Here is a 21,840-nt window from a genome sequence, read left to right as displayed (position 1 = left end):
GATGGGCAGCGTCCAGATCGTCACCACGATCCTCGCGGCCGCCATCACCGCTGTCGCGGTGTGGCTTGCGGTACGCGCGGTCATGCAGATGACGGCCGTGATCCGGCTGGGTCAGCCCGACCCGTCCCGGTTCGGTGACAAGGCCGGCCGTACCAAGACCATGCTCGCGGAGACCGCCGGGCACACCCGGATGCTGCGCTGGAGTGTGGTGGGCGCGGCGCACTGGGTGGTGATGGTCGGCTTCATCGTGCTGTCGCTGCTGGTGCTTGAGGCCTACTTCGAGGTGGTCTCCCCGACCGGTGGGCTGCCCCTGGTCGGCGGGTGGGCGCTCTACGGTCTGGTCACCGAGTGGATCGGCATCCTCGGCATCGTCGGGATCCTGGTGCTGATCGGCATCCGGGTGGCCAACCGGCCGAACCGGGCCGGTCGCCGGTCGCGGTTCACCGGGTCGACGATGTGGCAGGGCTACTTCGTCGAGGCGATCGTCCTCGCCGTACTGATCATGGGTTTCCTGATCCGGGGCTTCAAGGTGGCCACGGACCACTTCGAGTACCCGACCTGGGCCACCCCGCTCAGCCACGCGGTCGGCTCGGTGCTGCCGGACTGGGAGTCCGGGGTCAGCGTGGCCGCCCTGATCAAGATCGCGATCTCGATGACCTGGCTCATCGTGATCTCGCTGAACGTCACCATGGGCGTGGCCTGGCACCGCTTCCTGGCCTTCCCCAACATCTTCTTCAAGCGCAAGCCCGGATCGGCCGGCTCCGGTCTCGGTGCCCTGCGGCCGATGATGAGCGACGGCAAGCCGCTGGACTTCGAGGAGGCCGACCCCGAGTCCGACCAGTTCGGGGTGGCCCACGTCGAGCAGTTCACCTGGAAGGGCCTGCTGGACTTCAGCACCTGCACGGAGTGCGGCCGGTGCCAGTCGCAGTGCCCGGCCTGGAACACCGGCAAGCCGCTGTCGCCGAAGCTGCTGGTGCTGAGCCTGCGCGACCACGCGTACGCCAAGGCGCCCTACCTGCTGGCCGGTGGCGGCAAGGACCTCACCGGTGAGGAGAAGGCCACCGCGGCCCAGTTGGCCCACCTAGACGTGCTGGCCCTGGCCGAGGCGGACAAGCCCCTGATCGGCGACGCCGAGGCCGGCGGTGTGATCGACCCGGACGTGCTCTGGTCCTGCACCACCTGCGGCGCCTGCGTCGAACAGTGCCCGGTGGACATCGAGCACATCGACCACATCGTCGACATGCGGCGTTACCAGGTGCTCATCGAGTCCAGCTTCCCCTCCGAGGCCGGGGTGATGCTGCGCAACCTGGAGAACAAGGGCAACCCCTGGGGTGCCCCGCAGAACACCCGGGAGGACTGGACCAAGGGTCTGGACTTCGAGGTTCCCCGGGTCGGCGAGGTGGAGGACTTCGAGTACCTGTTCTGGGTGGGTTGTGCCGGTGCCTTCGAGGACCGGGCCAAGAAGACCACCCGGGCGGTGGCCACCCTGCTGAACGAGGCCGGGGTCTCCTTCGCCATCCTCGGTGAGGGCGAGACCTGCTCGGGTGACCCGGCCCGCCGGATCGGCAACGAGTTCGTCTTCCAGATGCTCGCCCAGCAGAACGTGGAGACCCTCAACGAGGCCTTCGAGGGCCGCGAGAAGGCCAAGCGCAAGATCGTCGCGACCTGCCCGCACTGCTTCAACACCCTGGGCAACGAGTACGGCCAGCTCGGCGGGGAGTTCGAGGTGGTGCACCACACCCAGTTGCTGGCCCACCTGGTCGCCACCGGCAAGCTCACCCCGGTGCAGCCGGTCGACGGCGGGGTCACCTACCACGACCCGTGCTACCTGGGGCGGCACAACCGGATCTTCACCCCGCCGCGCGAGGTGCTGGGTAGCGCGGTAAGCGCCGAGATCACCGAGATGCCGCGGAACAGTGAGCGTTCCTTCTGCTGCGGTGCCGGTGGCGCCCGGATGTGGATGGAGGAGCGGATCGGCAAGCGGATCAACGTGGACCGGGTCGAGGAGGCCATGTCGACCGGGGCGCGGACCATCGCGGTCGGCTGCCCGTTCTGCTCGACGATGCTCACCGACGGGGTGAACGGCAAGGGCGCCGGCGAGCAGGTCGAGGTGGTCGATGTGGCGAGCGTCCTACTGCGGTCGGTCCGGCCCGAGCAGGGTCGGGGCGTCGAGGAGAGCGAGCCGGTCGCCGGCTGACCAGCACGTGACCGTACGAGGTACGGCGGGCCGATGTGGCCCGCCGTACCTCATTTTTCTAATTGACGTGCGTGACTATAACGAAATGATCGACACCCTTTGTGTGCGGTTGGTTGCGCAAACGTGAATCGACCGTTGGTCGCCTTGATTCCACACCGCGCCTTCCCTAATGTTGGGCACCGACCGCCGCGGGTCGTCTGTCTCGCCCCTCAACCGCTCGCGGGACGCCCGGCGGTCGGCTGCAAAGGAGTCGCTGTCGGTGGCAACCATGCCCCTCCATCGTCCTGTGCCCGGATGGCCGCGTCGTCCAGGTGGCCTACGGAGAGCTGCGCACCGCCTGGTCGTGCTGGTGGCCGCCGCCGCGGTCGGTGCCGGCCTGATCGCCGCCCCCGCGTACGCGGAACCCTCCGTGGAGGAGATCGAGCGCCAGATCGACAAGCAGTGGCAGCAGCTTGAGCCCACCATCGAGCAGTACAACAAGGTGCGGTCGCAGCTGAAGGTCAACCGCAAGAAGGCCAGCGACCTGCAGAAGAAGATCCAGCCCCTGGCCCTGGAGGCCGAGCTGGCCATGAACCGGGTGGCCGACCTGGCCTCCCGGTACTACGTCAACGGGCCCTCCCAGGAACTCGGGGCGGTGCTGCTGAACGCCAAGCCGGACATGCTGGGCGAGCAGATGGCCCTGCTGGAGCGGCTGGCCGCGTACGAGCGGCAGCAGCTCGAGGGCGTGATGAAGGTCCGCAAGAAGTACGACGACCAGAAGGCCAAGCTCGACGCGCTGATCGCCGACCAGGAAACCAAGGAAAAGCAGCTGGCGGCGAAGAAGAAGCAGATCGACACCAAGATCAAGCAGCTTGAGCGGTCCCTGCCGGTGACCACGGTCAAGACCACCAACTGCCCGACCATCAACGGGGTGGTCAGCGAGGCGGCCCGGACCGCCATCCGGGTGGCCTGCGCCCAGGTCGGCAAGCCGTACGTCTGGGGTGCCACCGGCCCGAACTCGTTCGACTGCTCCGGCCTCACCCAGTACGCGTACAAGGCCGCCGGCATCTACCTGACGCACTTCACCGGCGCGCAGTGGAACGAGGGCAAGGCCATCTCCCGGGCCGAAGCCCGCCCCGGCGATCTGGTCTTCTTCCGCAGTGACCTCAGTCACGTCGGCCTCTATCTGGGCAACAATCAAATGGTGCACGCGCCCAGAGCGGGTAAACCGGTGAACGTTTCTCCGATCACCACCATGCCGATCGCCGGCTTCCGTCGACCCGGCTGAGGGATCGCACAGGAACATCGGCAGGGCCCCCGGTCAAGAGATCGGGGGCCCTGCTCTGTGTCGGATCTGGACACCCTGCGTCACGGCGTGGATCTGTTGTGTATCGACGGAGGTCGTCCCTAAGCTGGGCAATTGTCGGCCCGATGGCAGTTCAGCCCACCCGGGGCGGTGACGGTCCGACACCGCCGAGTCGCCTGTGCGAGCCGGGGACCCAGGTACCCGGGGTGAATCCGCGATCCGCGCGGTAGGGCGCCCCCTTCCCGCCCGAACCCGTCAGCTAACCCGGTAGGCGGTATGGGGAAGAAGGAGTTGGGAGCCCGGTGGCACACCATGCCCCGCGGCCACCGTCCCCCCGGGCGATGACGCCCGGCCCGGTGACGGCTGCGCCGCGATCTCACTGGTACCGCTGCACCACCGCACTAGCCGCCCTGTCCGCGACCGCCGTCATCCTCACCGGCGGCGCCACGGCGGCCCACGCCGACCCGTCCGTCGACGCCATCGAGCGCCGGATCGACGCGGACTGGAACCGGCTGGAACCACTCATCGAACGGCACAACGCCACCCGGCAGGATCTGGCCGGCAAGCGCCGGGAGGCGGACTCCCTGGCCGCCCGCATCGCCCCCCTCCAGCGCCAGGTCGACGAGGCGATGAGCCAGGTAGGCGCCCTGGCGGCACGGGCGTACATGGGTGACACTGTCGGTGCCGTCAACGCGCTGTTGGGCAGCAGATCCCCCGGCGAGGCCGTGGAGCAGATCGGCCTGCTCGACCGGTACGCCCACCACCAGCAGCAGGCCGTACGACAGGCTGCCGCGCTACGCGACGAACTCGCCGCCGCCAAGGCCCGGCTGGACGTGGCCATCGGCGAGTTGACCCGGACGGAGGTCGCACTCGCGGGGAAGCGACGCCAGATCGACGCCGAGATCGACCGGTTGCAGCGGCTGCGACTGCGGGCGTACGGCCGGGGTGGTGGCGGCCCGCTGCGGCCCGCGCCCTGTCCGGCCGACTATCCGGGCGGGGCGGCCGGGGTGGCGGTGAAGTTCGCCTGCGCCCAGATCGGCAAGCCGTACTCCTGGGGTGCTGAGGGACCCTACGCGTACGACTGCTCCGGTCTGATGCTCGCCGCGTGGGCGCGGGCCGGGGTGGCCCTGCCGCACAACGCGGCCCGGCAGCGTCAGGTGACCCGGTCGGTAGCCCGTAGCGCCCTACGCCCGGGTGACCTGGTCTTCTACTACCGGGATCTGCACCATGTCGGCATGTACGTCGGCGACGGCTGGGTGGTGCACGCCTCCCGCGCCGGTCAGCCGGTGAAGATGAAACGGATGGAGAGCAGCCCCGTCCACAGCTTCGGTCGGCCCGGCTGAGGTCAGCGGGTCGGCCAGGTGCGCCAGTTCTGCCAGGCCCGGCTCGGGGTCGGGCCGCGCTGGCCCTGGTAGCGGGAACCGTAGACGGCCGACCCGTACGGGTGCTCGGCCGGCGAGGAGAGCCGGAAGATGCAGAGCTGACCGATCTTCATGCCGGGCCAGAGGGTGATCGGCAGGTTCGCCACGTTGGACAGCTCCAGCGTGACGTGCCCGGAGAAGCCGGGGTCGATGAAGCCCGCGGTGGAGTGGGTGAGCAGACCCAGCCGACCCAGGCTTGACTTGCCCTCCAGTCGACCGGCGAGCTGGTCACCCAGGGAGATGACCTCCAGGGTGGAGGCGAGCACGAACTCGCCCGGGTGCAGCACGAAGGGCTCGCCGTCGGGCACCTCCACCGGGGAGGTCAGGTCGTCCTGCCGGGTCGCCGGGTCGATGTGGGTGTAGAGGTGGTTGTTGAAGACCCGGAACAACTTGTCCAGGCGTACGTCGATGCTGGAGGGCTGCACCAAGGTGGGCTCGAAAGGCTCCAGCGCGAGGGTGCCCGCCTTGATCTCGGAGACCAGGTCGCGGTCGGAGAGCAGCATCGCCACACCATACCGATATGGCTGACCTGCGTGTCGCGCTACCTGACTAGAACGTATGTTCGATAAGATGTCGGCATGGCTTCCTGGTCCGATTTCGCCGCCGACGAGCCCCGACTCGCCGACGCGATCCGCCTCCTCATGCAGCAGTACGGCCCGGGCTTCGGCTACCTGGCCACGGTCCGCCCCGACGGCGGGCCCCGGGTGCACCCGGTCTCCCCGGTGATCACCGATGACGGTCTCTACTGCTTCGTGATCGACTCTCCGAAGCGGCGTGACCTGGAACGCGACGGGCGCTACGCCCTGCACTCCTTCCCGCCCGAGGAGAGCGACGACGAGGCATACCTCGCCGGTCGGGCCTGGCCGGTGACGGACGACGCCACCGTGGCCCGCCTGGCGCTCGCCGCCCGCGCCGCGCCCCAGGTCGACTGGCGGCTGTTCGAGTTCACGATCGAGGTGGCGATGCTCAGCCGCCGTGGGCACGCCAACCCCGAGGTGCCCGGCGAGCACGGCGGGGTGCCGGCCGTCCAGGTCTGGCTCGACCCGGCGACCACCGCCCCCCAGGCCCAGCGGCCCGCCTCCCTGGCGGCCCACTCCGCCCGCCGCGCCCGCTGCGCGGCCTGACACCAGCCGGTGCCGGCCCCGTCGAACGGGACCGGCACCGGAGGCGGTACGTGCCGAAGGGCTCGCGTCAGGCGGCTCGGTAGGTGTTCCAGGCGCTGATCATGCGGCTGGCCTGGCCCGCCGTGAACTGGTACATGCAGGAGTCGTACGAGTAGTCCATGAAGTTGGTGATCGGGTCGAGGCCCGGGGCGGAGCAGGTGTCCCGACCGGTCGGGCAGCCGCTGGCCGGGGAAGCCTCCGCCGGGGTGTCCGAGACCTGGTCACCCGAGCCGGAGCAGCCGCCCTGGAAGGTGTGGTACAGGTTCAGCCAGTGACCGACCTCGTGGGTGCCGGTGTCGCCCTGGTTGTAGTTGGTGGCCGTGCCGCCGGGCAGCGACTCGCTCAGCACCACCACCCCGTCCATGCTGTTGAGCGTGCGCTGCGGGAAGGTCGCCCAACCGAGCAGGTTGTTGCTCAGCGCCCCCAGGTAGATGTTCAGGGTGTTCTTGCCGCCGACCCGCAACTGGGTCTTCATCTGCCGCTCGGCGGTGGTGCCCTGCCGGATCGGGTACCAGGAGGTGTTGGTGACCCGGTTGATGCTCTGCAACTGGAAGGCGAAGGCGGTCGCCGCCCCACCGGACGCCCCGCTGAAGGCCTGGTTGAGCACGTTGATCTGAGACTGGATCATCGAGTCGGGGATGTTTCCGCCGGCCCGGGTGGTGTCCCTGCGGATCACGTGCACCACGACCGGGATGGTGACCGACGCGGCGGCGGCCTGGGTGCCGAGGGAACGCTGGCCGACCCGCTTGGCCCGCTCCTGGAGCAGGTCGGCGAACTCGGCCTCCCGCTGGAGGACCTGGCTCTTGGTCAACTCGTTCGGGTCGTGCGCGAGGACGCCGCCATCACGGACCCGGGCCGCACTGCCGGTCGGGTCGGCGCACTCCTCGTCGGCGTGCGCGTGCGCGTGCCCGGCGGCCATCGCCGGGCTGGCGGAGATGGTGGCGGCCGGCAGCGCGCCGACCGTTACCAGGCCGAGCGTCACGGCCAGCGACGTCGATGCGATACCGGCGAGGCGCCGGTGCAGCAGGACGGGACGGAGTCCCATAAGCCCACCTCTTTCTGTCGACGCGACCGGGGGGTTGTGTCGCGCCGTGCGGAAAACGTGAGGCAGACGTTACAACCCATCGATAGATTTGAGAATGGGCATATGTTGCCGGCCTGAAACTTCTTGCCGGTCCGTGGGTCGGCCCGGCGGTCGGAGGACGATCGGGGTGCCTGGGTGCACCAGGCCGGTCGACTCAGGTACAGTGGTCCCGCTTGCGGGTGTAGTTCAATGGCAGAACATCAGCTTCCCAAGCTGACAGTGCGGGTTCGATTCCCGTCACCCGCTCCACGTACAGAAGCCCAGGTCAGGACATGTTCCCGACCTGGGCTTCATTCGTTCCGGTCACCTCCTGGGCTTGCCGTGCCCGCTACGTGCCCGATCCCGCCCCTTCTTGCACTGCTCGCTGAGCCCGTCCGCGAGGAGATCAGCGAGCAGTGCAAGGCCCGGAATGCACCGGGACTAGATCGGGGTGGCTGTGTCCGGTTTCCGTGAGGTGGCCGCCAGCGCGGCAGCGCCGATGGCGGCGGCGGACAGCCCCACCGCTCCGGCGATGGCGCCCGCCACGTTGGGGCCACTGGCGCGACCACCGTCACCAGTAGCCGGCCCACCCTTCGGCCACCCGATGAGGTACGGCCGCATCATCTCGTTGTCCTCGTGCTCCAGGATGTGGCAGTGCCACACGTAGCGGCCGGGCAGATCGAAGAAAGCCTTGATCCGGGTGATCTCACCCGGCAGGGCGATCACGGTGTCGAGGAAGCCGCTCTCCTGCGCGCTCGGCGGCTGGTTGCCGTCGGCTCCGCGGCCGACCACCTGGAACTGGATCTCGTGGACGTGGATAGGGTGCGCGTCCATCGTCCGGTTGTCGAGCTCCCAGATCTCGGTGGAATTGAGTGTCGGGTTCTCGGTGATCGGATCGTCCCACCGCAGCGGTACGGCCGTGCCGCCGGCCGTGACGGTGCCGAGCAGGGCCGCGATCGGACCGCAACCGGTTGAGGAAACCTGCTCGTTGAGCGAGAGCCGGCGGGTGTTGGTCGCCGTGCCCAGGGGTGTGAACTTGGGCAGGCGGAGCTGATCCGGCGGGACGCTCTTGTCCGCACCGATCCGGGGCCCGACGACGAACTTCATCACCTGTCCGGTCGTGTTGACGTCCGCGAACCCGTCGTCGGCAGGCACGCCGGTGAACGGCCCGTCCGGCCCCTCGTTGATGAGGAACAGCTCAGTGCCAGCCGGCACGTCGGTGAAGTCCACGATCACATCCGCCCGCTGGGCATTGCCGAGCAGGATCTGGTCGAGCCGCACCGGCTTGGGCAGGAAGCCGCCGTCGGTGCCGATCAGCCACATCGGCAGGGCCACGGCGGCAGGTCGCGGGGCTGTCGGGTTCGCCGCGATCTTCAGGACGAGGAAGCGCGAGTTGCAGCCGTTGAGCAGGCGCAGCCGGTACCGTCGCTTCTCGACCTTGAGCTTTGGCCACGTCCGCCCGTTGACCACCATCGTGTTCGCGAAGAACTCGGGGTTCCAGATCGGCGGCACGTCGCCATTCGGGATGTAGTCGGCCGGATTGGTGCAGTCGCCAGAGAACGCCCGCGTGCCCGGGTAGAAGAGCGACCCGTCCGGGTTGAACGACCGGTCCTGGATGGCCAGCGGGATTTCGTAGTAGCGGGTGCCAGGCTTGTCACCGATCGCGGGGGCGGGACCGGGCAGGACACCGGGGGGCAGGTCCGACTTGCCGCCCCGGAGAAGGTAGAAGCCGGCCGGGCCGGCGTACACGTTCTGCCGGGTCATGCCCAGGGTGTGATCGTGGAACCACGCGGTGGTCGCTCGCTGGTCGTTGTCGTAGTGGAAGGTGGCGGTCCCCGGCTTCCACTTGATCCCGTGTCGCCGCTCGAACTTCCGCCGGAACTCGTCATAGAAGCTGCCCACCGTTGCGAAGCCGGCGGGGATATTCTTCGCTCTCGGCAGATACCACGCCTCCGGGTACCCATCGCTCTCTTCCCGGCTGTGCCCGCCGTGCAGGTGGACGACCATCGGCACGGGACCGATGTACGGGCCGGGCGTCTCGGTGAACGTGGGCATGGAGTCCCGTCCGGCGATCCCGCCCGGGGGGTTGGCCCAGTGCAGGGTTGGGTCGACCGGCAGCAGGTGCGGCAGGAACTTCCCCCGCTTGTCGACCAGCTGGTTGATCCAGGTCACCCGCACCGGGTGATCCACCCGAGCGTTGATCGTGAACGACGGGAAGCTGAAAGTCCCCTTGTGCACGGCCGAGCCGTAGCCCCAGACCGTCGTGCTTGGCAGACCCGGTGGCAGGACCTGTTGCGAGAACTGCCGCACCCCGATCAGATATTCCTCGATCTTGTGCTTGCCGTGCTTGTGCGCCGGTGGCATGGCTGGCGGGATCAGCAACTCCGTCACGTACTTCTGGATGGTCGTGGGATCGAGTATCGGCTGCGCCAGCCGAATGGGCGCCGCCCATGCCCCACGCGGAGCGACCAGCAGGGCTGCGCTGCCAGCACCTGCGATCAGCAACTGCCTTCGCGAGATCACTATGTCTCCTTCATGCCGTGCTGTCCGGGGTGGGCATGAAGGCGAATTTAGTACCAGGGGCGGGGCTTCAGGCGAGGAAGCGGATAACTCGTCACTGGTTCCTGCCGAAGCCCGAAGTCCGCAGCCGCGTGCTTCAGACGGGAGAGCCATGGCCCAAGGCGGGGTGTGGCCGGCGTGCCGACGAGGGCCGGACTCCGGGTGGACTGCAAGGGGTCGGTTTCGGTGTTCACCCGGAGACCGACGTCGACCTGTTGATGGTGTCTCGTTGGACGGCCTCGGCCTGATCGACGCGACAACGGGTGCGAAGGTCGCGCGGGACCGTCACCCTGACCGATGACCTGTCACCGTCCGGGCCGGACCTGACCTGTCCGGGCACCACCTGGTGGCACGTCTTCCGTGGCACCTGTCAGGGGGATGGGCGAAGGCTGGCGGCCACCGCCCCGCGAACTGCTTGTTCGTACTGGTTTCGACGGAACACGAATGGACCGAAGTCCCCATAGTCGCGCTGGGGCCGGTAGGGCTGGGAGAAGCCGCGCCAGATCACCGATTCCTCAGTAGTGATCACCTGGGCTTCCAGGGGCCAGCAGCCGACCTCGCCGCAGTCGCAACCGAGTAGGGCGATCACACCTTTCCCGCGGTAGGCGGAGTTCGATCGTCCGGTGAGGTAGGCATCCAGGTCGCCGAAGTTGAAGTGATCGTGAACGATCCCGGCATATGCTCCGGGCACATCGTGACCGGCCGCGCGCTCGAAGTCCGAGACCAGGTCCACCAGGCTCACATTGTCGACGTACGGCAATAACTCGCGTGCCGGGTCGGGAGCCTGGCCCCACGGACCGATCTCGAAGCGAACCGTGCGAATCAGCGGCTGAGTTGGCACAAGGCCCGAGTCTGCCGTACGGCCGCTCTGCGGCCGGGTGTTGCGGGGCGCCAGGACGGTACTACCGGAGTACGCTGATCGGTATGACCACGGTGAAGAAGCTGTCGATCTCCGTCCCTCAGGATGTGGCTGAGACGTTGGAGCAGCAGGGCCCGGGCAAGGCGAGCGCCTACGTGACCAGGGCCGTGCGCGCCCAGAGGGCGTGGGAGCAGTTCCGTGACGAGCAGGCTCGCCGTGGAGTGACGGTGACCTCGGAGGGCATGGCCGCCGCCCGCGCCCGCCGGTACGCGGTGCAGGCCGAGTGGCCTGCGGAGCGATTCGCGTCGGTCCGCGAGCGGGCCCGCCAGCACATGGAGCAGGAGCAGGCCGACGGGGACCAGTCGGCGTCGGCCGCGTGAGCCCCGAGGACGAACTGCCCCCGGTCACGCTCGTGCTGGACCGCTCGGCGCTGCTGGCGTACGTAGCAGGATCGATCCACGCCGTAGAGCCAGTAGGCGAGGTCATCACCGACCGGCAGCGCTTCGGCGTCACCGCCGTCACCGTGGCCGAAGCCTTGAAGCTGGTGGCCGATTCGAAGGACCGGAAGGACCTCCACACACTGCTGGCGATGGATGCCTGCGCGGTGCTGCCCACGTGGGGCGAGGACTGGTTGGAGCTGTCGTACTGGCTGGGAATGACCAGTCGGGTCGACCTGGCCACGACGGTGCTGGCGTCGCTGGAGTACGGGGCGCAGATTCTGACCGGGGAGGGTCACCGCTACGGCGAGGGCCTGCCGATCAACAACATGCCGAATCAGTGACCGGGGCGCTGGCTCGCGGCTGATCCGTGAGGGGTCGGAAGAGGCTTGGGGCTGGATGTGTGGGCGCTGTCGAGCTGAATCGGTGGTGCTATCAGGCGGCAGCGCCATCGCGGCGGCCATGACGGGCGAACCAGGCGGACGCCGAGCCCGTACCCGCCACATCAGCGGCAGGTGACCCGTTTGAGCCCTCAGCTCGACAGCGCTCTGTGCACCCACTCCACCCGGCCTCGGTCATCTGGTGCCGATCGCCGATGAGGAATCGCCGATGAGGAGATGCCCTCAGTCGAGCCACCACGCCTGCAAGTCGGCACCAGCCGGAATGAAGCGGAGCACGGTAACCGCCACCCCGCCCACGATCCCGGCCAGCAGGAGGACCCGAGACCGCCGTGGCAGTTCGTGCCGCTTCCACGCCAGCAGCGCCGCCGAGTAGAGCGCCAGCAGCGGGCTGGCCAAGCCGCCGAGATAGAGCAGCGAGGTGATTCCGTACAGCCACAGGAAAGGGTTCCACCCGTGCATTCCGAACGGGATCAGGTCCTTCGGGTCGTACGCCCCTGTCTGCATTTCCGCTGGGCCCACCTCGGCGGCGGCCATCCGGCCGAGCCAGAGGGCTGCGACGATGGCGAAGGCGACGATCAGCGCCAACTGGGCGGCGGCGACGGTGCGCAAAAGCGGCGGGCGGCCCGCAGCAGCATCGGCCATGCTCGACATGCCGCCAGCGTAGATCGTCGGACCGTGCACGGGCGATAAGCAAGTGTTATCGGGGCCGCGTGAGGCCGCTGGCTACGGCGACCACGCGCTATTCAGCTGCGGTGTTGTACCGGTCGAGCGTTGCCTTCGAGGTGGAGGCGTCACGGAAGATGAGTTCCCAGGGGCCGGTGTTGACGTCCATGTCCTTGCCGAATCCGACCCACTTTCCGGCCATCCGTCGACCGGTGGGCTCGGCGAGTAGTTGGATCGCGCCGTGATAGCGGGCGCCCCGGTAGTAGCCGGCTGGGTCGGTCTGCTCGACCCACGTTCCGGTGGCCACGGCACCGTCCACGGTCAGATCGAGTGACAGAGACGATGACGCCGAGCCGGGCAGGCTACGCGCGGTCAGTCGGTCGCCGTGCTGGAGCATGACCAGGAAGTGTTGCCCGGCGAAGGAGTCTCCTCGGCCGCTGGAGTGGTACTGGTAGCGGCTGAGCCAGACACCTTCGTAGGACCTGTGGACCGTGGATGCTCTGGCGCTTGGCGTCGGCGTGGCCAGGTCGGACATGGGAGATGTCAGGTCGTGGCCACCGTGTTGATCGTCGGCTACGTGCTCGTTGGGCACGGCGGCGAAACCGAGCAGCGAGATGGGTAGGCCGGTGACGACCTCCAGCGCGCGGGCGTAGACCGGTCGTGGCGCGGTGATCGCGCCGGACTCCCATCGCTGGACGAGTCTCTTGTTGGCGTCGTTGGGCTCGCCGACGCGGTGGCCGGCGGCCTGGAGCGCGCGGGCGAAGTCGTCCTGGCTCATGCGCATCCCGGTGCGGACGGCACGCAGGGCGGTGTTCGGGACGGTCATGAGCGCCAACCATAGCGGCATGTCGCCTAAATGTCGCCGGACAAACAGCCAGATTATCGTTGTATGGCCTAATCGTAGGCGACATTCTGGCGTCGTTCGGTGACGACGTTTGGCGGCCGAGATTGTCACTGCGCTTTTGCTGACGCTGGGAACCCCGGCGTGTGAGGGGTTATGGGGTGGCTTGCCTGTCGGTAGCGTGGTGATTGCGGCCGATGGGTCGTGGTCTTCGCCGCGTTACGCGAGGAGGTTCCGGGTGGATTCCTTGCCGGAGTTGACGTTCGGGCAGCGGCTGAAGGTCTACCGGGAGCGGTCCGGGAAGACTCGTGCGGTGCTCGGTGGCCTGGTGGGGCGTAGCGCCGAGTGGGTCAAGGCGGTGGAGACCGATCGAATTCTGCCGCCGCGCATTCACATGCTGGATCGGATCGCGCGTGCCCTGAAGATCGACGTGTCGGTGTTGGCCGTGGAACTGGGTGACCGGTCTGCGACGGTCAACGGGCCAGAGCATCCCGCGCTGGCGTCGGTCCGGGACGCGGTGAACCGCATCCCCCTTACCGGTGACACCCCGGCGGAGTCGTTGGTCGGTCTGAGGGAGCGGCTTGCGGTGGCGTGGCGGGCGCGGCATCAGGCGTCGGATCACCGTACGGTGCTGGGCGGGTTGTTGCCGGGGTTGCTGCGCGACGGGCAGCGGGCCGTGTTGGCGTACGAGGGTGAGCAGCGGCGGCAGGCGCAGGCCCTGCTGGCGGAGACGCTCGGGCTGGCGCAGATGTACATCGCGTACCAGCCCGCTGCCGAACTGCTCTGGCGGGTGGCGGATCGGGCGATGGTGGCGGCGCAGGAGTCCGGTGATCCGGAGGCGATCGCCCGTGCGGGGTGGTTCCTGTGTCAGGTGCATCGGGACGCCGGAGACTGGGACACCGCGATGGCGGTGACCCTGGACGTGCTGTCGGCGCTGGAGTCGCGGGCAGCCGACGGAAGCACGAATCTGCTGGCCTTGTGGGGTGCGCTGAACTTCGAAGCCGCGTACACCGCTGCTCGTGCCGGTGAGGAAGGGCGGGCCTGGCGGTACTGGGACCGTGCGGACCAGGTGGCACAGCGCCTGCCGAAAGGCTTCTACCAGCCGCAGACGTCGTTCTCCCAGGTCATCATGGGCGCTCATGCGGTGACCGTGGCGGTGGAGCTGCAGAAATCCGGCGAGGCGGTGCGGCAGGCTAATCGACATGACGCGGCGGCGATCCCGTCGAGGCCGCGTCGAGCACGCCATCTCATCGAGGTCGCGCGGGCGCACCACGGCAAGGACGACAAGGAAGCGACCGTGGCGACGCTGCGAAAGGCGTACGAGTCGGCTCCGGAGACGATCCGCTTCAACGGGTACGCCCGCCAGATCACCTTGGACCTGCTCGACGGGCCGCGTTCCATCCGAGATGACGCCCGTGACCTCGCGGTCAAGGTCGGGCTCGTGCCGTGATCCAGGGGTAGGAACCTTACCCGTTCCGCCTCGCCACCGGCCGTAGCTTTCCGCTCACGGGATGCGGCGGGCGGTGCGATTAACGCCTGGTCGCCGCGTCCCCCGCAATCAGAGGGTGGCGGTAACAGCGCCCTCGTGATCGGCGAGGGAGGTTACGTGCGGCGCGTCTCGTACGACGAGTATCTCTCCGCTACGGCGTTGACGTTCGCGCGGCGGCATCGGCCGGTGTGGTCCTGGCAGCACTGGCGGCGCCTTTGCCGCTGCGGAGCCGAGTTGCCATGCCGTGCCCTGCACCGGATTCCGATCAACCGTGGTCACTGGCCGCAGGAGGGTGAGCAGTGACCGGCGGACCGGAGCGGGCGATTCTCGCCGTACACGTTCGTGGGCTCGATGGCATGTGTGCGGGTTGCCGGGCATGGTGGGCGCGGCTGGTGCCGTACCCGTGCTGGCAGGTGGAGTGGGCGACCAGTCGGCAGGCCCGCGCGAGCGTGGCCCGGTTTTTAGAGGGTGTGCGGTGAGCACCCACGGCCCGGTGTTGCCGATCTGGAGCTGTGGTGGCTGTGACCTGCCGTGGCCGTGCCCGACGCGGCGGCGTGAGCTACGGGCGGAGTATGCCGGTGCGCCGGTGTCGCTGGCCCTCTACCTCGGTGTCTGTCTTGTCCAGGCCGCCGAGGACATGCCCTGGGCGCCGGCTGGCGCACTGCACCGACGCTTCATCGGCTGGGCCAGGCAACTACCAGAAGGACAGCAACCGGGCCGACACGCCGGAACGAGATGAGCGTTGGCTCCGTTGACCACCGGACCCCGTAGGTAGCCGACGGTCTATACGCTGCGGCCATGGGTGCGATCAAACCGTGGCAACTGTCCCTTCTCAGCCTGTGCTGCCTGGTGCCGCTCGCCGCGGCGGCGGTAGCCGGCTTCTGGGTTTCGCGAAGGGACCGCAAGTAGAGGGCCACCCCTCGCCGTACCCTGGTGATCATGCGGATTGGCATCGTGATTCTGCCCGACCAGCGCTGGTCGGTGGCCCGGCACCGCTGGCAGCAGGCCGACGAGTGGGGGTTCGACCACGCCTGGACGTACGACCATCTGGGCTGGCGGGATCTGGTGGACGGGCCCTGGTTCGACTCGATGGCCACGCTGACCGCCGCCGCGACGGTGACCTCCCGGATCCGGCTCGGGACCCTGGTGGCCTCGCCCAACTTTCGGCATCCGGCCGCCTTCGCCCGGCAGGTGACGGCGCTCGACGACGTCTCCGAGGGGCGGGTGCTGCTAGGAATCGGTGCGGGCGGCATCGGCTTCGACTCGGCGGTGCTCGGTGGCGAGACCCTGCCACCACGGCAGCGGGTGGACCGGTTCGGCGAGTTCACCGAGCTGCTCGACGGGATCCTGCGCAACGACGGTACGACCTGGCGCGGCGACTGGTTCGCGGCGGTCGACGCGCGCAACAACCCCGGGTGCGTGCAGCAGCCTCGGGTGCCGTTCGTGGTCGCTGCGAACGGGCCGCGTTCGATGCGGCTCGCCGCCCGGTACGGCCAGGGTTGGGTGACCATCGGTGTCGGCGGCGACGACCTTGACGCCTGGTGGGCGGGGGTGGCCGAGACGGTGGCCCGGTTCGACTCGGTGCTGGCGGAGCAGGGGCGTGACCCGGCCGATCTGGACCGCTACCTCTCGTTGGACGCGGCCCCGGTCTTCTCGCTGAGCAGCGCCCAGTTCTTCGCCGACCAGGTGGGGCGGGCGGCCGAGTTGGGCTTCACCGACGTGATCACCCACTGGCCCCGGGAGAGCAGTTGGTACGCCGGTGACGAGGCGATCCTGGCGGAGGTCGCCACCGGCCTGCTGCCGCAGTTGCGCGGCTGAGGACGCCGGGGGTCAGGTGCTCAGGTCGCCGGTGGCGATGCCGCCATCCCCGGCGCTGACCAGACGGAAGCGGATGCAGACGATCTGGGTGTCGTCGGTGACCGGGGTGCCGATGCGGGCCCAGTAGGCGGCGTGACCGGCCCGCCACTCCTCGATCGAGCGGTCGCCCTCGCCCTCGGCGTGGGCGAAGTCCCAGGGCACCTCGGCGAAGCGGTACATCTGCACATCGGTCACCTGGACGACGCCCACCAGCGCGTCGTGGTCGTCGACCAGGACCAGCCGCTCGCCGACGTGTTCGAGTTCCTCGCCGTCGGTGGCGTACTCGTCGAGCAGGCCGGCGGTCGCGGTCTTCACCCCGTTCAACACCAGGGTGTTGAGGCTGGTTCGCAGCTCACCGGGGGTGCCGAGAGTCAGGGTGCGTAGTCCGCCGATCCGTGGCCACATCCTGCCGAGGTTACCGCCCGCACGGCCGGCCGTCCGGCGGTGTCGCTTCGGCCGTGCCGCTGCGGCTTCACTGGCGGTACGGTCGATGCCCGACAAGAAGGAGATGTCCATGGCGGACCGACGTGCGGTGCTCATTCCGGGCCGTGGCTACGACACCCGGTACCCACTGTTTCTCTATCTGGGTGAGGCGCTGCGGCGGGCCGGTTTCGGGCTGCACGGGATCTCCTGGCAGGTGCCGGAGGACTTCGACGTGGACACCATCGGCAGGTGGGTGTGCGACCAGGTGTCCCCGGCCCTGAACGAACGCACGGACCTGCTGGTCGGCAAGTCGCTCGGCACCCTGGCCGCGCCGTTGGCGGCGGCGCGGGGGTTGCCCGCCGTCTGGCTCACCCCGCTGCTGCACCGGGGCGAGCTGATCGACGCGCTGCGCCGGGCCACCGCCCCGTTCATCCTGGTCGGGGGTACGGCCGACTCCTCCTGGGACGGCGCGACCGCCCGGCGGCTGACCCCGCACGTGTTGGAGATCCCGGCGGCCGATCACGCGTTGATGGTGCCGGGGCCGCTGGCCCACTCCGCCGAGGCGCTCGGCCGGGTCTGCACGGTGGTCGAGGGCTTCGTCCGCTGAGCGAATCGCTTCACCCCGGCAGGGTGGTGAGGGCGTGGATGCGGAGGGTGGTCGCGACGGACGGGGGGCAGTCGACGACCACGGCCGAGGTGCCCAGGGGTTCCGCGCCCAGGCTGGCGCAGATGTCGTAGAGGGCCTGCACCTGGGCCCCGGTTGCCACCCAGTCGTCCACCACCAGCACTCGATCACCCGGGCCCAGGTGCCGGCTCGGCACCGCCAGGTCGACCCGTCGGCCACGGAAGTCGGGTGGGCTCTGCGCCCAGGTCAGCGGCCCGGCGGGTAGCCGCCCGTCGCCCGGTTTGTGGGCCGGTACGAAACCGACACCCAGGGCGGTGGCGGCCAGTGGGCCGAGCAGGAACCCGGTGACCGCCGGGGCGAGGACCACGGTGGGGCGGGCGGCCCGGAAGGGTGCCACCAGGGCGGGGCCCAGTTCGGCGAGGACCTGGGGGTCCCGCCACCAGCCGGAGACGTCGCTGACCAGGTGACTTGCCTCCGGGCCCGGATCGACCCAGCGGAACAACTCGACGAGACGCTGGCTGAGCTCGGCGGACATCCTTCTATCCTGCGCCGTGGTCGCCCGGGGCAGCGGGCCGCCCGGCCGATTGCGGGTCGGATGATCGGCTTCAGGTATCGCCGCAATTCCGGCTATACCGCCATGATCACGTTGACTTCCGAAGTGCTTCTCTCGTTATGGTCCGACCCGATTTGCTCCGCTGAGGAAAGGACCGGGCCGGTGACAGCCAAGCACCCCCGTACCCGCAGGATCACCTCGCCGGCCGGTCTCGCGGCCAGCGCGGTGGTGGCCGTCGCCCTGGCTGTCGGCGGCACCGTCGGCGCCGTCCGGTTGACCGCCGGCTCCGAGCCGGTGGCGATCGACCTCCCGCCGACCCCGGCCGCCTCGGCGGTGGCGAGCGGCTCGCCGAGTCCCAGCGCCAGCGCCTCGCCCACGGTGACCGCCAGCCCGACCCCGAGCCGTACCGCGCAGGCACCCTCGCGGAGCAAGCCGCGTACCCCCAAGGCGACCTCCACCGCGAAGCCGACCCCCACGGCGAAGAAGACCACCGCCCAGCCGGTGGTGGAGACGGGATCGTGCGGCGCGTCGTTCTACTGGCAGGGGCAGATGACGGCCAACGGCGAGACCTTCAACCCGGCGGAACTGACCGCCGCGCACAAGACCCTGCCGTTCAACTCCAAGGTGCGGGTGACCAATCCGGCCAACGGCAAGTCGGTCACCGTCCGGATCAACGACCGTGGTCCCTTCATCGCCGGTCGATGCCTGGACCTGTCCCGGGCGGCCTTCGCCCAGATAGCATCGCTCGATCTGGGACACATCGAAGTCCGGTACGAGGTGCTCGGCTGAGCCGGTGCCGGGCGGCGATCGGCTCTGAGCCGCGATCCTGGTGGCCAGATCCTGCTCGTACGAGGGGCCAGGTTCGTGCTTTCGGTCATATCCATCAGGCATGCTGTCGGACGTACGCACTCGACTCCTCCAGCCGGGCACTAGCCCGCTGAGCCCCGGATCCCGCGCCGGCCTCGGCGCGGCCCTCGTTCTGCTCGCGATCGTCTCCACCCTGGAACTGGCCGACGGCCACGCGGCGAACTATGTAGCCCTGATGGTGGCCGCACCCTTCCTGGCCGCCGCGTTGGCCTCCTGGCGGGTGGTGCTCGGGGTGGGTGCGGTGGCCGCCCTACTCGGGGCCGGCTTCGCGCTGGCCGAGCGGATGATGTCGTTGCCGGCTGCGGTGGGGGTGGCCGGCATCGTGGTGGGCACCGGCATCGCCGCCGCGGTGGCCTCCGTGCGGGAGCGACAGGACAAGCAGATCGCGGAGTTGTCGAAGCTGGCGATGGTCGCCCAGCAGGCGGTGCTGCGGCCCCTGGGCCCCCGGGTGGGCACCCTGTCGGTGGCCGGGCGCTACATCTCCTCCACCGCCCGGGCGGAGATCGGCGGTGACCTGTACGAGGCGATCGACACGCCGTACGGCGTACGCATGATCATCGGAGACGTACGCGGTAAGGGGCTGGAGGCGGTCCGGCTGGCCAGCATCGTGCTGGGCTCGTACCGCCATGTGGCCTACGAGCGGGCCGACCTGCGGGCCGTGGTGGCGGACCTGGACCGCGCGGTGGCCCGCAATGTCGGCGACGAGGATTTCGTCACCGCCGCCCTGGTGGAGGAGCGTGGCGGCACCCTGACCATCGTCAACTGCGGGCACCCCGCTCCGCTGCTGTTGCGCGGTGGTGCGGTGATCCCGCTGGAGCCTCCCGCCCCCGCCCCGCCGTTGGGGTTCATGCCGGTGGTCCGTCCCCGGGTGGAGCGGCTGGAGCCGGGCGACCGGCTGCTGCTGTTCACCGACGGCCTGGGCGAGGCCCGCCGGGACGGCGAGTTCTTCCCGACTGCGGACCGGGCCTGGCGGCTGCTCGGGCACGGGACGGTCGCCGACGGCCTGGCGTCGCTGGAGACCGCCCTCAAGGAGTGGGTGCACGGTCGACTGGACGACGACATCGCGCTGGTGTTGATGGAGTACACGGGCACTTCCAGCGGGATGACCGCGGTCGTACCGAGCTGGGAGGTCGGTGCGGCCGAGAGCTGACCGGACGGGTGTGTAATTGCCGTCACTTCGGCGAGCGACTTGTCGCTGTCTACCCGCGAGTAATACAGTCGGGGTTACTGATCGGTAACACCTGTCCGGAAGCGGGGCCAGCGGCATGACCCACTACAAGAGCAACCTTCGGGACCTCGAGTTCAACCTGTTCGAGGTGTTCGGGGCGGACCGGGCGTTCGGCCAGGAGCCGTACACCGAACTCGACGTCGACACGGCGCGCACCTTCCTAGCCGAGATGGACCGCCTGGCCCGTGAGGATCTGGCCGCCAGCTACACCGACAGCGACCGCAACCCGCCGGTCTTCGACCCGGCCACCCACACCGTGCCGCTGCCGGAGTCGTTCAAGAAGTCGTACCAGGCGTTCATGGACTCCGAGTTCTGGCGGCTGGACCTCCCCGCGGAGCTGGACGGCAGCAACGCCCCCCGGATGCTGTGGTGGGCCCTCGCCGAGCTGGTGCTCGGCTCGAACGCCCCGATCTGGATGTACGCCTCCGGCCCGTCCTTCGCCCACGTACTGCGGGTCGAGGGCACCGAGCGGCAGAAGAAGTGGGCCAAGCTCTTCGTAGACAAGCAGTGGGGCTCGACGATGGTGCTCACCGAGCCGGACGCCGGCTCGGACGTGGGCGCCGGCCGGGCCCGGGCCATCCCGCAGCCGGACGGCACCTGGCACATCGAGGGCGTGAAGCGCTTCATCACCTCCGGTGAGCACGACCTTAGCGACAACATCGTCCACTACGTGCTGGCCCGCCCGGTCGGCGTGGAGGGGGTGGGCGGCCCGGGCACCAAGGGCCTGTCGCTGTTCGTCGTGCCGAAGTACCACTTCGACGAGGAGACCGGCGAGCTGGGCGAGCGCAACGGCGTCTACGCCACCAACGTCGAGCACAAGATGGGCCTGAAGGTCTCCAACACCTGCGAGCTGACCTTCGGCGAGCACGGGGTGCCCGCCAAGGGTTGGCTGATGGGTGACAAGCACGACGGCATCCGGCAGATGTTCATGATCATCGAGTACGCCCGGATGCTGGTCGGCACCAAGGCGATCGCCACCCTCTCCACCGGCTACCTGAACGCCCTGGAGTACGCCAAGAACCGGGTGCAGGGCGCCGACCTGCTCCAGTCGACCGACAAGACCGCCCCCCGGGTCACCATCACCCACCACCCCGACGTACGCCGCTCGCTGCTGCTGCAGAAGTCGTACGCCGAGGGTCTGCGGGCCCTGGTCTGCTACACCGCCTCCTGGCAGGACAAGGTCGCCATCGCCGAGGCGGCCGGTGACGAGAAGGCCACCAAGCTGGCCAAGCGGGTCAACGACCTGCTGCTGCCCCTGGTCAAGGGGGTCGGCTCGGAGCGGGCGTACGAGCTGCTCGGGCACGAGTCCCTGCAGACCTTCGGTGGCTCCGGCTTCCTCCAGGACTACCCCTTGGAGCAGTACGTCCGGGACGCCAAGATCGACACCCTGTACGAGGGCACCACGGCGATCCAGAGCCTCGACCTGATCTTCCGGAAGATCGTCCGGGACAACGGCAAGGCCCTGATGGCGGTGGCCGCCGAGATCCAGGAGTTCATCACCACCGAGGGCGGCAACGGCCAGCTCAAGCAGGAGCGCCAGGCGCTCGGCAAGGCACTCGCCGAGATCCAGACCATCCTCGGCGTGCTGACCGGCTGGCTGGGCGAGGCGCAGGGTGGCGACACCCGCGCCCTCTACAAGGTCGGGCTGGCCAGCCGGCGGTTCCTGCTGGCGATCGGCGACCTGGTGGTCGGCTGGCTGCTCCAGAAGCAGGCGGACGTGGCGCTGAAGGCGCTGGCCGGGGAGGTCTCGGCGGCGGACAAGGCCTTCTACACCGGCAAGGTGGCCGCGGCCCGGTTCTTCTCCCGGGAGGTGCTGCCGCGCATCGGCGCCGACCGGCGGATCATCGAGGGCACCGACCTGGACATCATGGACCTCCCGGAGGAGATCTTCTGACCTGCGGGTGACGGC

General features: G+C 69.1%; 20 protein-coding genes, 1 tRNA gene, 1 pseudogene and 1 riboswitch. Of the genes and pseudogenes, 14 read left to right on the top strand and 8 right to left on the bottom strand.

Annotated elements, in window-relative coordinates:
- Window position 1: 1 nt before the first annotated feature.
- The 3 genes from ACGFIK_RS10190 (at window position 2) to ACGFIK_RS10180 (ending at window position 4,825) form a co-directional block, all read left to right on the top strand.
- On the top strand, window positions 2-2,197 hold the full coding sequence (locus tag ACGFIK_RS10190; RefSeq protein ID WP_327023451.1) for a (Fe-S)-binding protein: 2,196 nt from the start codon (window positions 2-4) through the stop codon (window positions 2,195-2,197).
- A gap of 268 nt (window positions 2,198-2,465) precedes the next feature.
- Window positions 2,466-3,464, top strand: a complete 999-nt coding sequence (locus ACGFIK_RS10185; protein WP_393338999.1) for an NlpC/P60 family protein — start codon at window positions 2,466-2,468, stop codon at window positions 3,462-3,464.
- A gap of 173 nt (window positions 3,465-3,637) precedes the next feature.
- A riboswitch (cyclic di-AMP (ydaO/yuaA leader) is annotated at window positions 3,638-3,771 on the top strand.
- A gap of 67 nt (window positions 3,772-3,838) precedes the next feature.
- Window positions 3,839-4,825, top strand: a complete 987-nt coding sequence (locus tag ACGFIK_RS10180) for an NlpC/P60 family protein (protein ID WP_327023450.1) — start codon at window positions 3,839-3,841, stop codon at window positions 4,823-4,825.
- A 2-nt stretch (window positions 4,826-4,827) separates the two neighbouring features.
- On the opposite strand, the gene dcd is transcribed toward ACGFIK_RS10180, so the two are convergent.
- Entirely contained in the window at window positions 4,828-5,406 is a 579-nt protein-coding gene (gene dcd / locus ACGFIK_RS10175) for a dCTP deaminase (RefSeq protein WP_013730777.1), read from the bottom strand.
- Window positions 5,407-5,481: 75 nt separating this feature from the next.
- Between dcd and ACGFIK_RS10170 the strand changes: the two genes are divergently transcribed.
- Entirely contained in the window at window positions 5,482-6,027 is a 546-nt protein-coding gene (locus tag ACGFIK_RS10170; protein WP_327023449.1) for a pyridoxamine 5'-phosphate oxidase family protein, read from the top strand.
- 67 nt (window positions 6,028-6,094) lie between these two features.
- Here ACGFIK_RS10170 and ACGFIK_RS10165 read toward each other — a convergent pair whose 3' ends face one another.
- Window positions 6,095-7,111, bottom strand: coding sequence for a zinc metalloprotease (locus ACGFIK_RS10165; protein ID WP_327023448.1), 1,017 nt, complete (start codon window positions 7,109-7,111; stop codon window positions 6,095-6,097).
- 214 nt (window positions 7,112-7,325) lie between these two features.
- Between ACGFIK_RS10165 and ACGFIK_RS10160 the strand changes: the two genes are divergently transcribed.
- Window positions 7,326-7,399: transfer RNA gene (locus ACGFIK_RS10160), tRNA-Gly, on the top strand.
- Between the two features lie 171 nt (window positions 7,400-7,570).
- Here ACGFIK_RS10160 and ACGFIK_RS10155 read toward each other — a convergent pair.
- Together ACGFIK_RS10155 and ACGFIK_RS10150 are read right to left on the bottom strand one after the other, a co-directional pair.
- Entirely contained in the window at window positions 7,571-9,652 is a 2,082-nt protein-coding gene (locus ACGFIK_RS10155) for a multicopper oxidase (protein WP_327023447.1), read from the bottom strand.
- Window positions 9,653-10,058: 406 nt separating this feature from the next.
- Window positions 10,059-10,529: a hypothetical protein gene (locus tag ACGFIK_RS10150; protein ID WP_393338828.1), complete on the bottom strand. Its 471-nt coding sequence runs from the start codon at window positions 10,527-10,529 to the stop codon at window positions 10,059-10,061.
- An 83-nt stretch (window positions 10,530-10,612) separates the two neighbouring features.
- On the opposite strand from ACGFIK_RS10150, the gene ACGFIK_RS10145 reads away from it, so the two are divergent.
- Window positions 10,613-10,927: a hypothetical protein gene (locus ACGFIK_RS10145; RefSeq protein WP_327023445.1), complete on the top strand. Its 315-nt coding sequence runs from the start codon at window positions 10,613-10,615 to the stop codon at window positions 10,925-10,927.
- Window positions 10,924-11,328, top strand: coding sequence for a hypothetical protein (locus tag ACGFIK_RS10140; RefSeq protein ID WP_327023444.1), 405 nt, complete (start codon window positions 10,924-10,926; stop codon window positions 11,326-11,328). Before ACGFIK_RS10145 ends, ACGFIK_RS10140 begins: the two co-directional genes overlap by 4 nt.
- 279 nt (window positions 11,329-11,607) lie before the next feature.
- Here ACGFIK_RS10140 and ACGFIK_RS10135 read toward each other — a convergent pair whose 3' ends face one another.
- The gene (locus ACGFIK_RS10135) at window positions 11,608-12,036 is read right to left on the bottom strand and encodes a hypothetical protein (protein ID WP_327023443.1); all 429 of its coding nucleotides are present in this window, start codon (window positions 12,034-12,036) and stop codon (window positions 11,608-11,610) included.
- A gap of 88 nt (window positions 12,037-12,124) precedes the next feature.
- The gene (locus ACGFIK_RS10130; protein ID WP_327027329.1) at window positions 12,125-12,883 is read right to left on the bottom strand and encodes an XRE family transcriptional regulator; all 759 of its coding nucleotides are present in this window, start codon (window positions 12,881-12,883) and stop codon (window positions 12,125-12,127) included.
- Window positions 12,884-13,127: 244 nt separating this feature from the next.
- On the opposite strand from ACGFIK_RS10130, the gene ACGFIK_RS10125 reads away from it, so the two are divergent.
- The 3 genes and pseudogenes from ACGFIK_RS10125 to ACGFIK_RS10115 all read left to right on the top strand — a co-directional run bounded on the left by ACGFIK_RS10125 (window position 13,128) and on the right by ACGFIK_RS10115 (window position 16,196).
- Window positions 13,128-14,339 carry a helix-turn-helix transcriptional regulator gene (locus ACGFIK_RS10125; RefSeq protein ID WP_327023442.1) on the top strand — a complete coding sequence of 404 codons (1,212 nt, stop codon included), beginning with the start codon at window positions 13,128-13,130 and terminating at the stop codon, window positions 14,337-14,339.
- A 152-nt stretch (window positions 14,340-14,491) separates the two neighbouring features.
- Window positions 14,492-14,857: pseudogene (locus ACGFIK_RS10120) on the top strand (hypothetical protein); the annotation flags it as partial.
- A 454-nt stretch (window positions 14,858-15,311) separates the two neighbouring features.
- A complete protein-coding gene (locus tag ACGFIK_RS10115; protein ID WP_393338824.1) occupies window positions 15,312-16,196 on the top strand; it encodes an LLM class flavin-dependent oxidoreductase in 885 nt (294 codons plus the stop codon).
- Between the two features lie 12 nt (window positions 16,197-16,208).
- Here the strand turns inward: ACGFIK_RS10115 and ACGFIK_RS10110 are convergent, their stop codons facing one another.
- Entirely contained in the window at window positions 16,209-16,640 is a 432-nt protein-coding gene (locus ACGFIK_RS10110; protein WP_393338821.1) for an ASCH domain-containing protein, read from the bottom strand.
- Between the two features lie 109 nt (window positions 16,641-16,749).
- On the opposite strand from ACGFIK_RS10110, the gene ACGFIK_RS10105 reads away from it, so the two are divergent.
- The gene (locus ACGFIK_RS10105; protein WP_393338818.1) at window positions 16,750-17,265 is read left to right on the top strand and encodes an alpha/beta hydrolase; all 516 of its coding nucleotides are present in this window, start codon (window positions 16,750-16,752) and stop codon (window positions 17,263-17,265) included.
- A 10-nt stretch (window positions 17,266-17,275) separates the two neighbouring features.
- Here the strand turns inward: ACGFIK_RS10105 and ACGFIK_RS10100 are convergent, their stop codons facing one another.
- Complete coding sequence (locus tag ACGFIK_RS10100; protein ID WP_393338816.1) at window positions 17,276-17,818, bottom strand: phosphoribosyltransferase; 543 nt, start codon at window positions 17,816-17,818, stop codon at window positions 17,276-17,278.
- Between the two features lie 180 nt (window positions 17,819-17,998).
- Between ACGFIK_RS10100 and ACGFIK_RS10095 the strand changes: the two genes are divergently transcribed.
- The 3 genes from ACGFIK_RS10095 to ACGFIK_RS10085 all read left to right on the top strand — a co-directional run bounded on the left by ACGFIK_RS10095 (window position 17,999) and on the right by ACGFIK_RS10085 (window position 21,825).
- Complete coding sequence (locus ACGFIK_RS10095; protein ID WP_393338814.1) at window positions 17,999-18,625, top strand: septal ring lytic transglycosylase RlpA family protein; 627 nt, start codon at window positions 17,999-18,001, stop codon at window positions 18,623-18,625.
- A 100-nt stretch (window positions 18,626-18,725) separates the two neighbouring features.
- A complete protein-coding gene (locus tag ACGFIK_RS10090) occupies window positions 18,726-19,853 on the top strand; it encodes a PP2C family protein-serine/threonine phosphatase (protein WP_393338812.1) in 1,128 nt (375 codons plus the stop codon).
- 115 nt (window positions 19,854-19,968) lie between these two features.
- On the top strand, window positions 19,969-21,825 hold the full coding sequence (locus ACGFIK_RS10085; protein ID WP_327023435.1) for an acyl-CoA dehydrogenase: 1,857 nt from the start codon (window positions 19,969-19,971) through the stop codon (window positions 21,823-21,825).
- Window positions 21,826-21,840: the final 15 nt, after the last annotated feature.

The organism is Micromonospora sp. NPDC048871, from assembly GCF_043198155.1.
Taxonomy (GTDB): Bacteria; Actinomycetota; Actinomycetes; order Mycobacteriales; family Micromonosporaceae; genus Micromonospora.
Note: the sequence above shows the minus strand (reverse complement) of the source record. Positions and strands in the feature narration are given on the sequence as shown.

What these genes read in the sequence shown, in the direction of transcription:
- ACGFIK_RS10190 (WP_327023451.1), top strand. Translation starts at nt 2, where the DNA reads ATGGGCAGCGTCCAGATCGTCACCACGATCCTCGCGGCCGCCATCACC.
- ACGFIK_RS10185 (WP_393338999.1), top strand. Translation starts at nt 2,466, where the DNA reads ATGCCCCTCCATCGTCCTGTGCCCGGATGGCCGCGTCGTCCAGGTGGC.
- dcd (WP_013730777.1), bottom strand. Translation starts at nt 5,406, where the DNA reads ATGCTGCTCTCCGACCGCGACCTGGTCTCCGAGATCAAGGCGGGCACC.
- ACGFIK_RS10170 (WP_327023449.1), top strand. Translation starts at nt 5,482, where the DNA reads ATGGCTTCCTGGTCCGATTTCGCCGCCGACGAGCCCCGACTCGCCGAC.
- ACGFIK_RS10165 (WP_327023448.1), bottom strand. Translation starts at nt 7,111, where the DNA reads ATGGGACTCCGTCCCGTCCTGCTGCACCGGCGCCTCGCCGGTATCGCA.
- ACGFIK_RS10145 (WP_327023445.1), top strand. Translation starts at nt 10,613, where the DNA reads ATGACCACGGTGAAGAAGCTGTCGATCTCCGTCCCTCAGGATGTGGCT.
- ACGFIK_RS10135 (WP_327023443.1), bottom strand. Translation starts at nt 12,036, where the DNA reads ATGTCGAGCATGGCCGATGCTGCTGCGGGCCGCCCGCCGCTTTTGCGC.
- ACGFIK_RS10110 (WP_393338821.1), bottom strand. Translation starts at nt 16,640, where the DNA reads ATGTGGCCACGGATCGGCGGACTACGCACCCTGACTCTCGGCACCCCC.
- ACGFIK_RS10105 (WP_393338818.1), top strand. Translation starts at nt 16,750, where the DNA reads ATGGCGGACCGACGTGCGGTGCTCATTCCGGGCCGTGGCTACGACACC.
- ACGFIK_RS10100 (WP_393338816.1), bottom strand. Translation starts at nt 17,818, where the DNA reads ATGTCCGCCGAGCTCAGCCAGCGTCTCGTCGAGTTGTTCCGCTGGGTC.
- ACGFIK_RS10090 (WP_393338812.1), top strand. Translation starts at nt 18,726, where the DNA reads ATGCTGTCGGACGTACGCACTCGACTCCTCCAGCCGGGCACTAGCCCG.
- ACGFIK_RS10085 (WP_327023435.1), top strand. Translation starts at nt 19,969, where the DNA reads ATGACCCACTACAAGAGCAACCTTCGGGACCTCGAGTTCAACCTGTTC.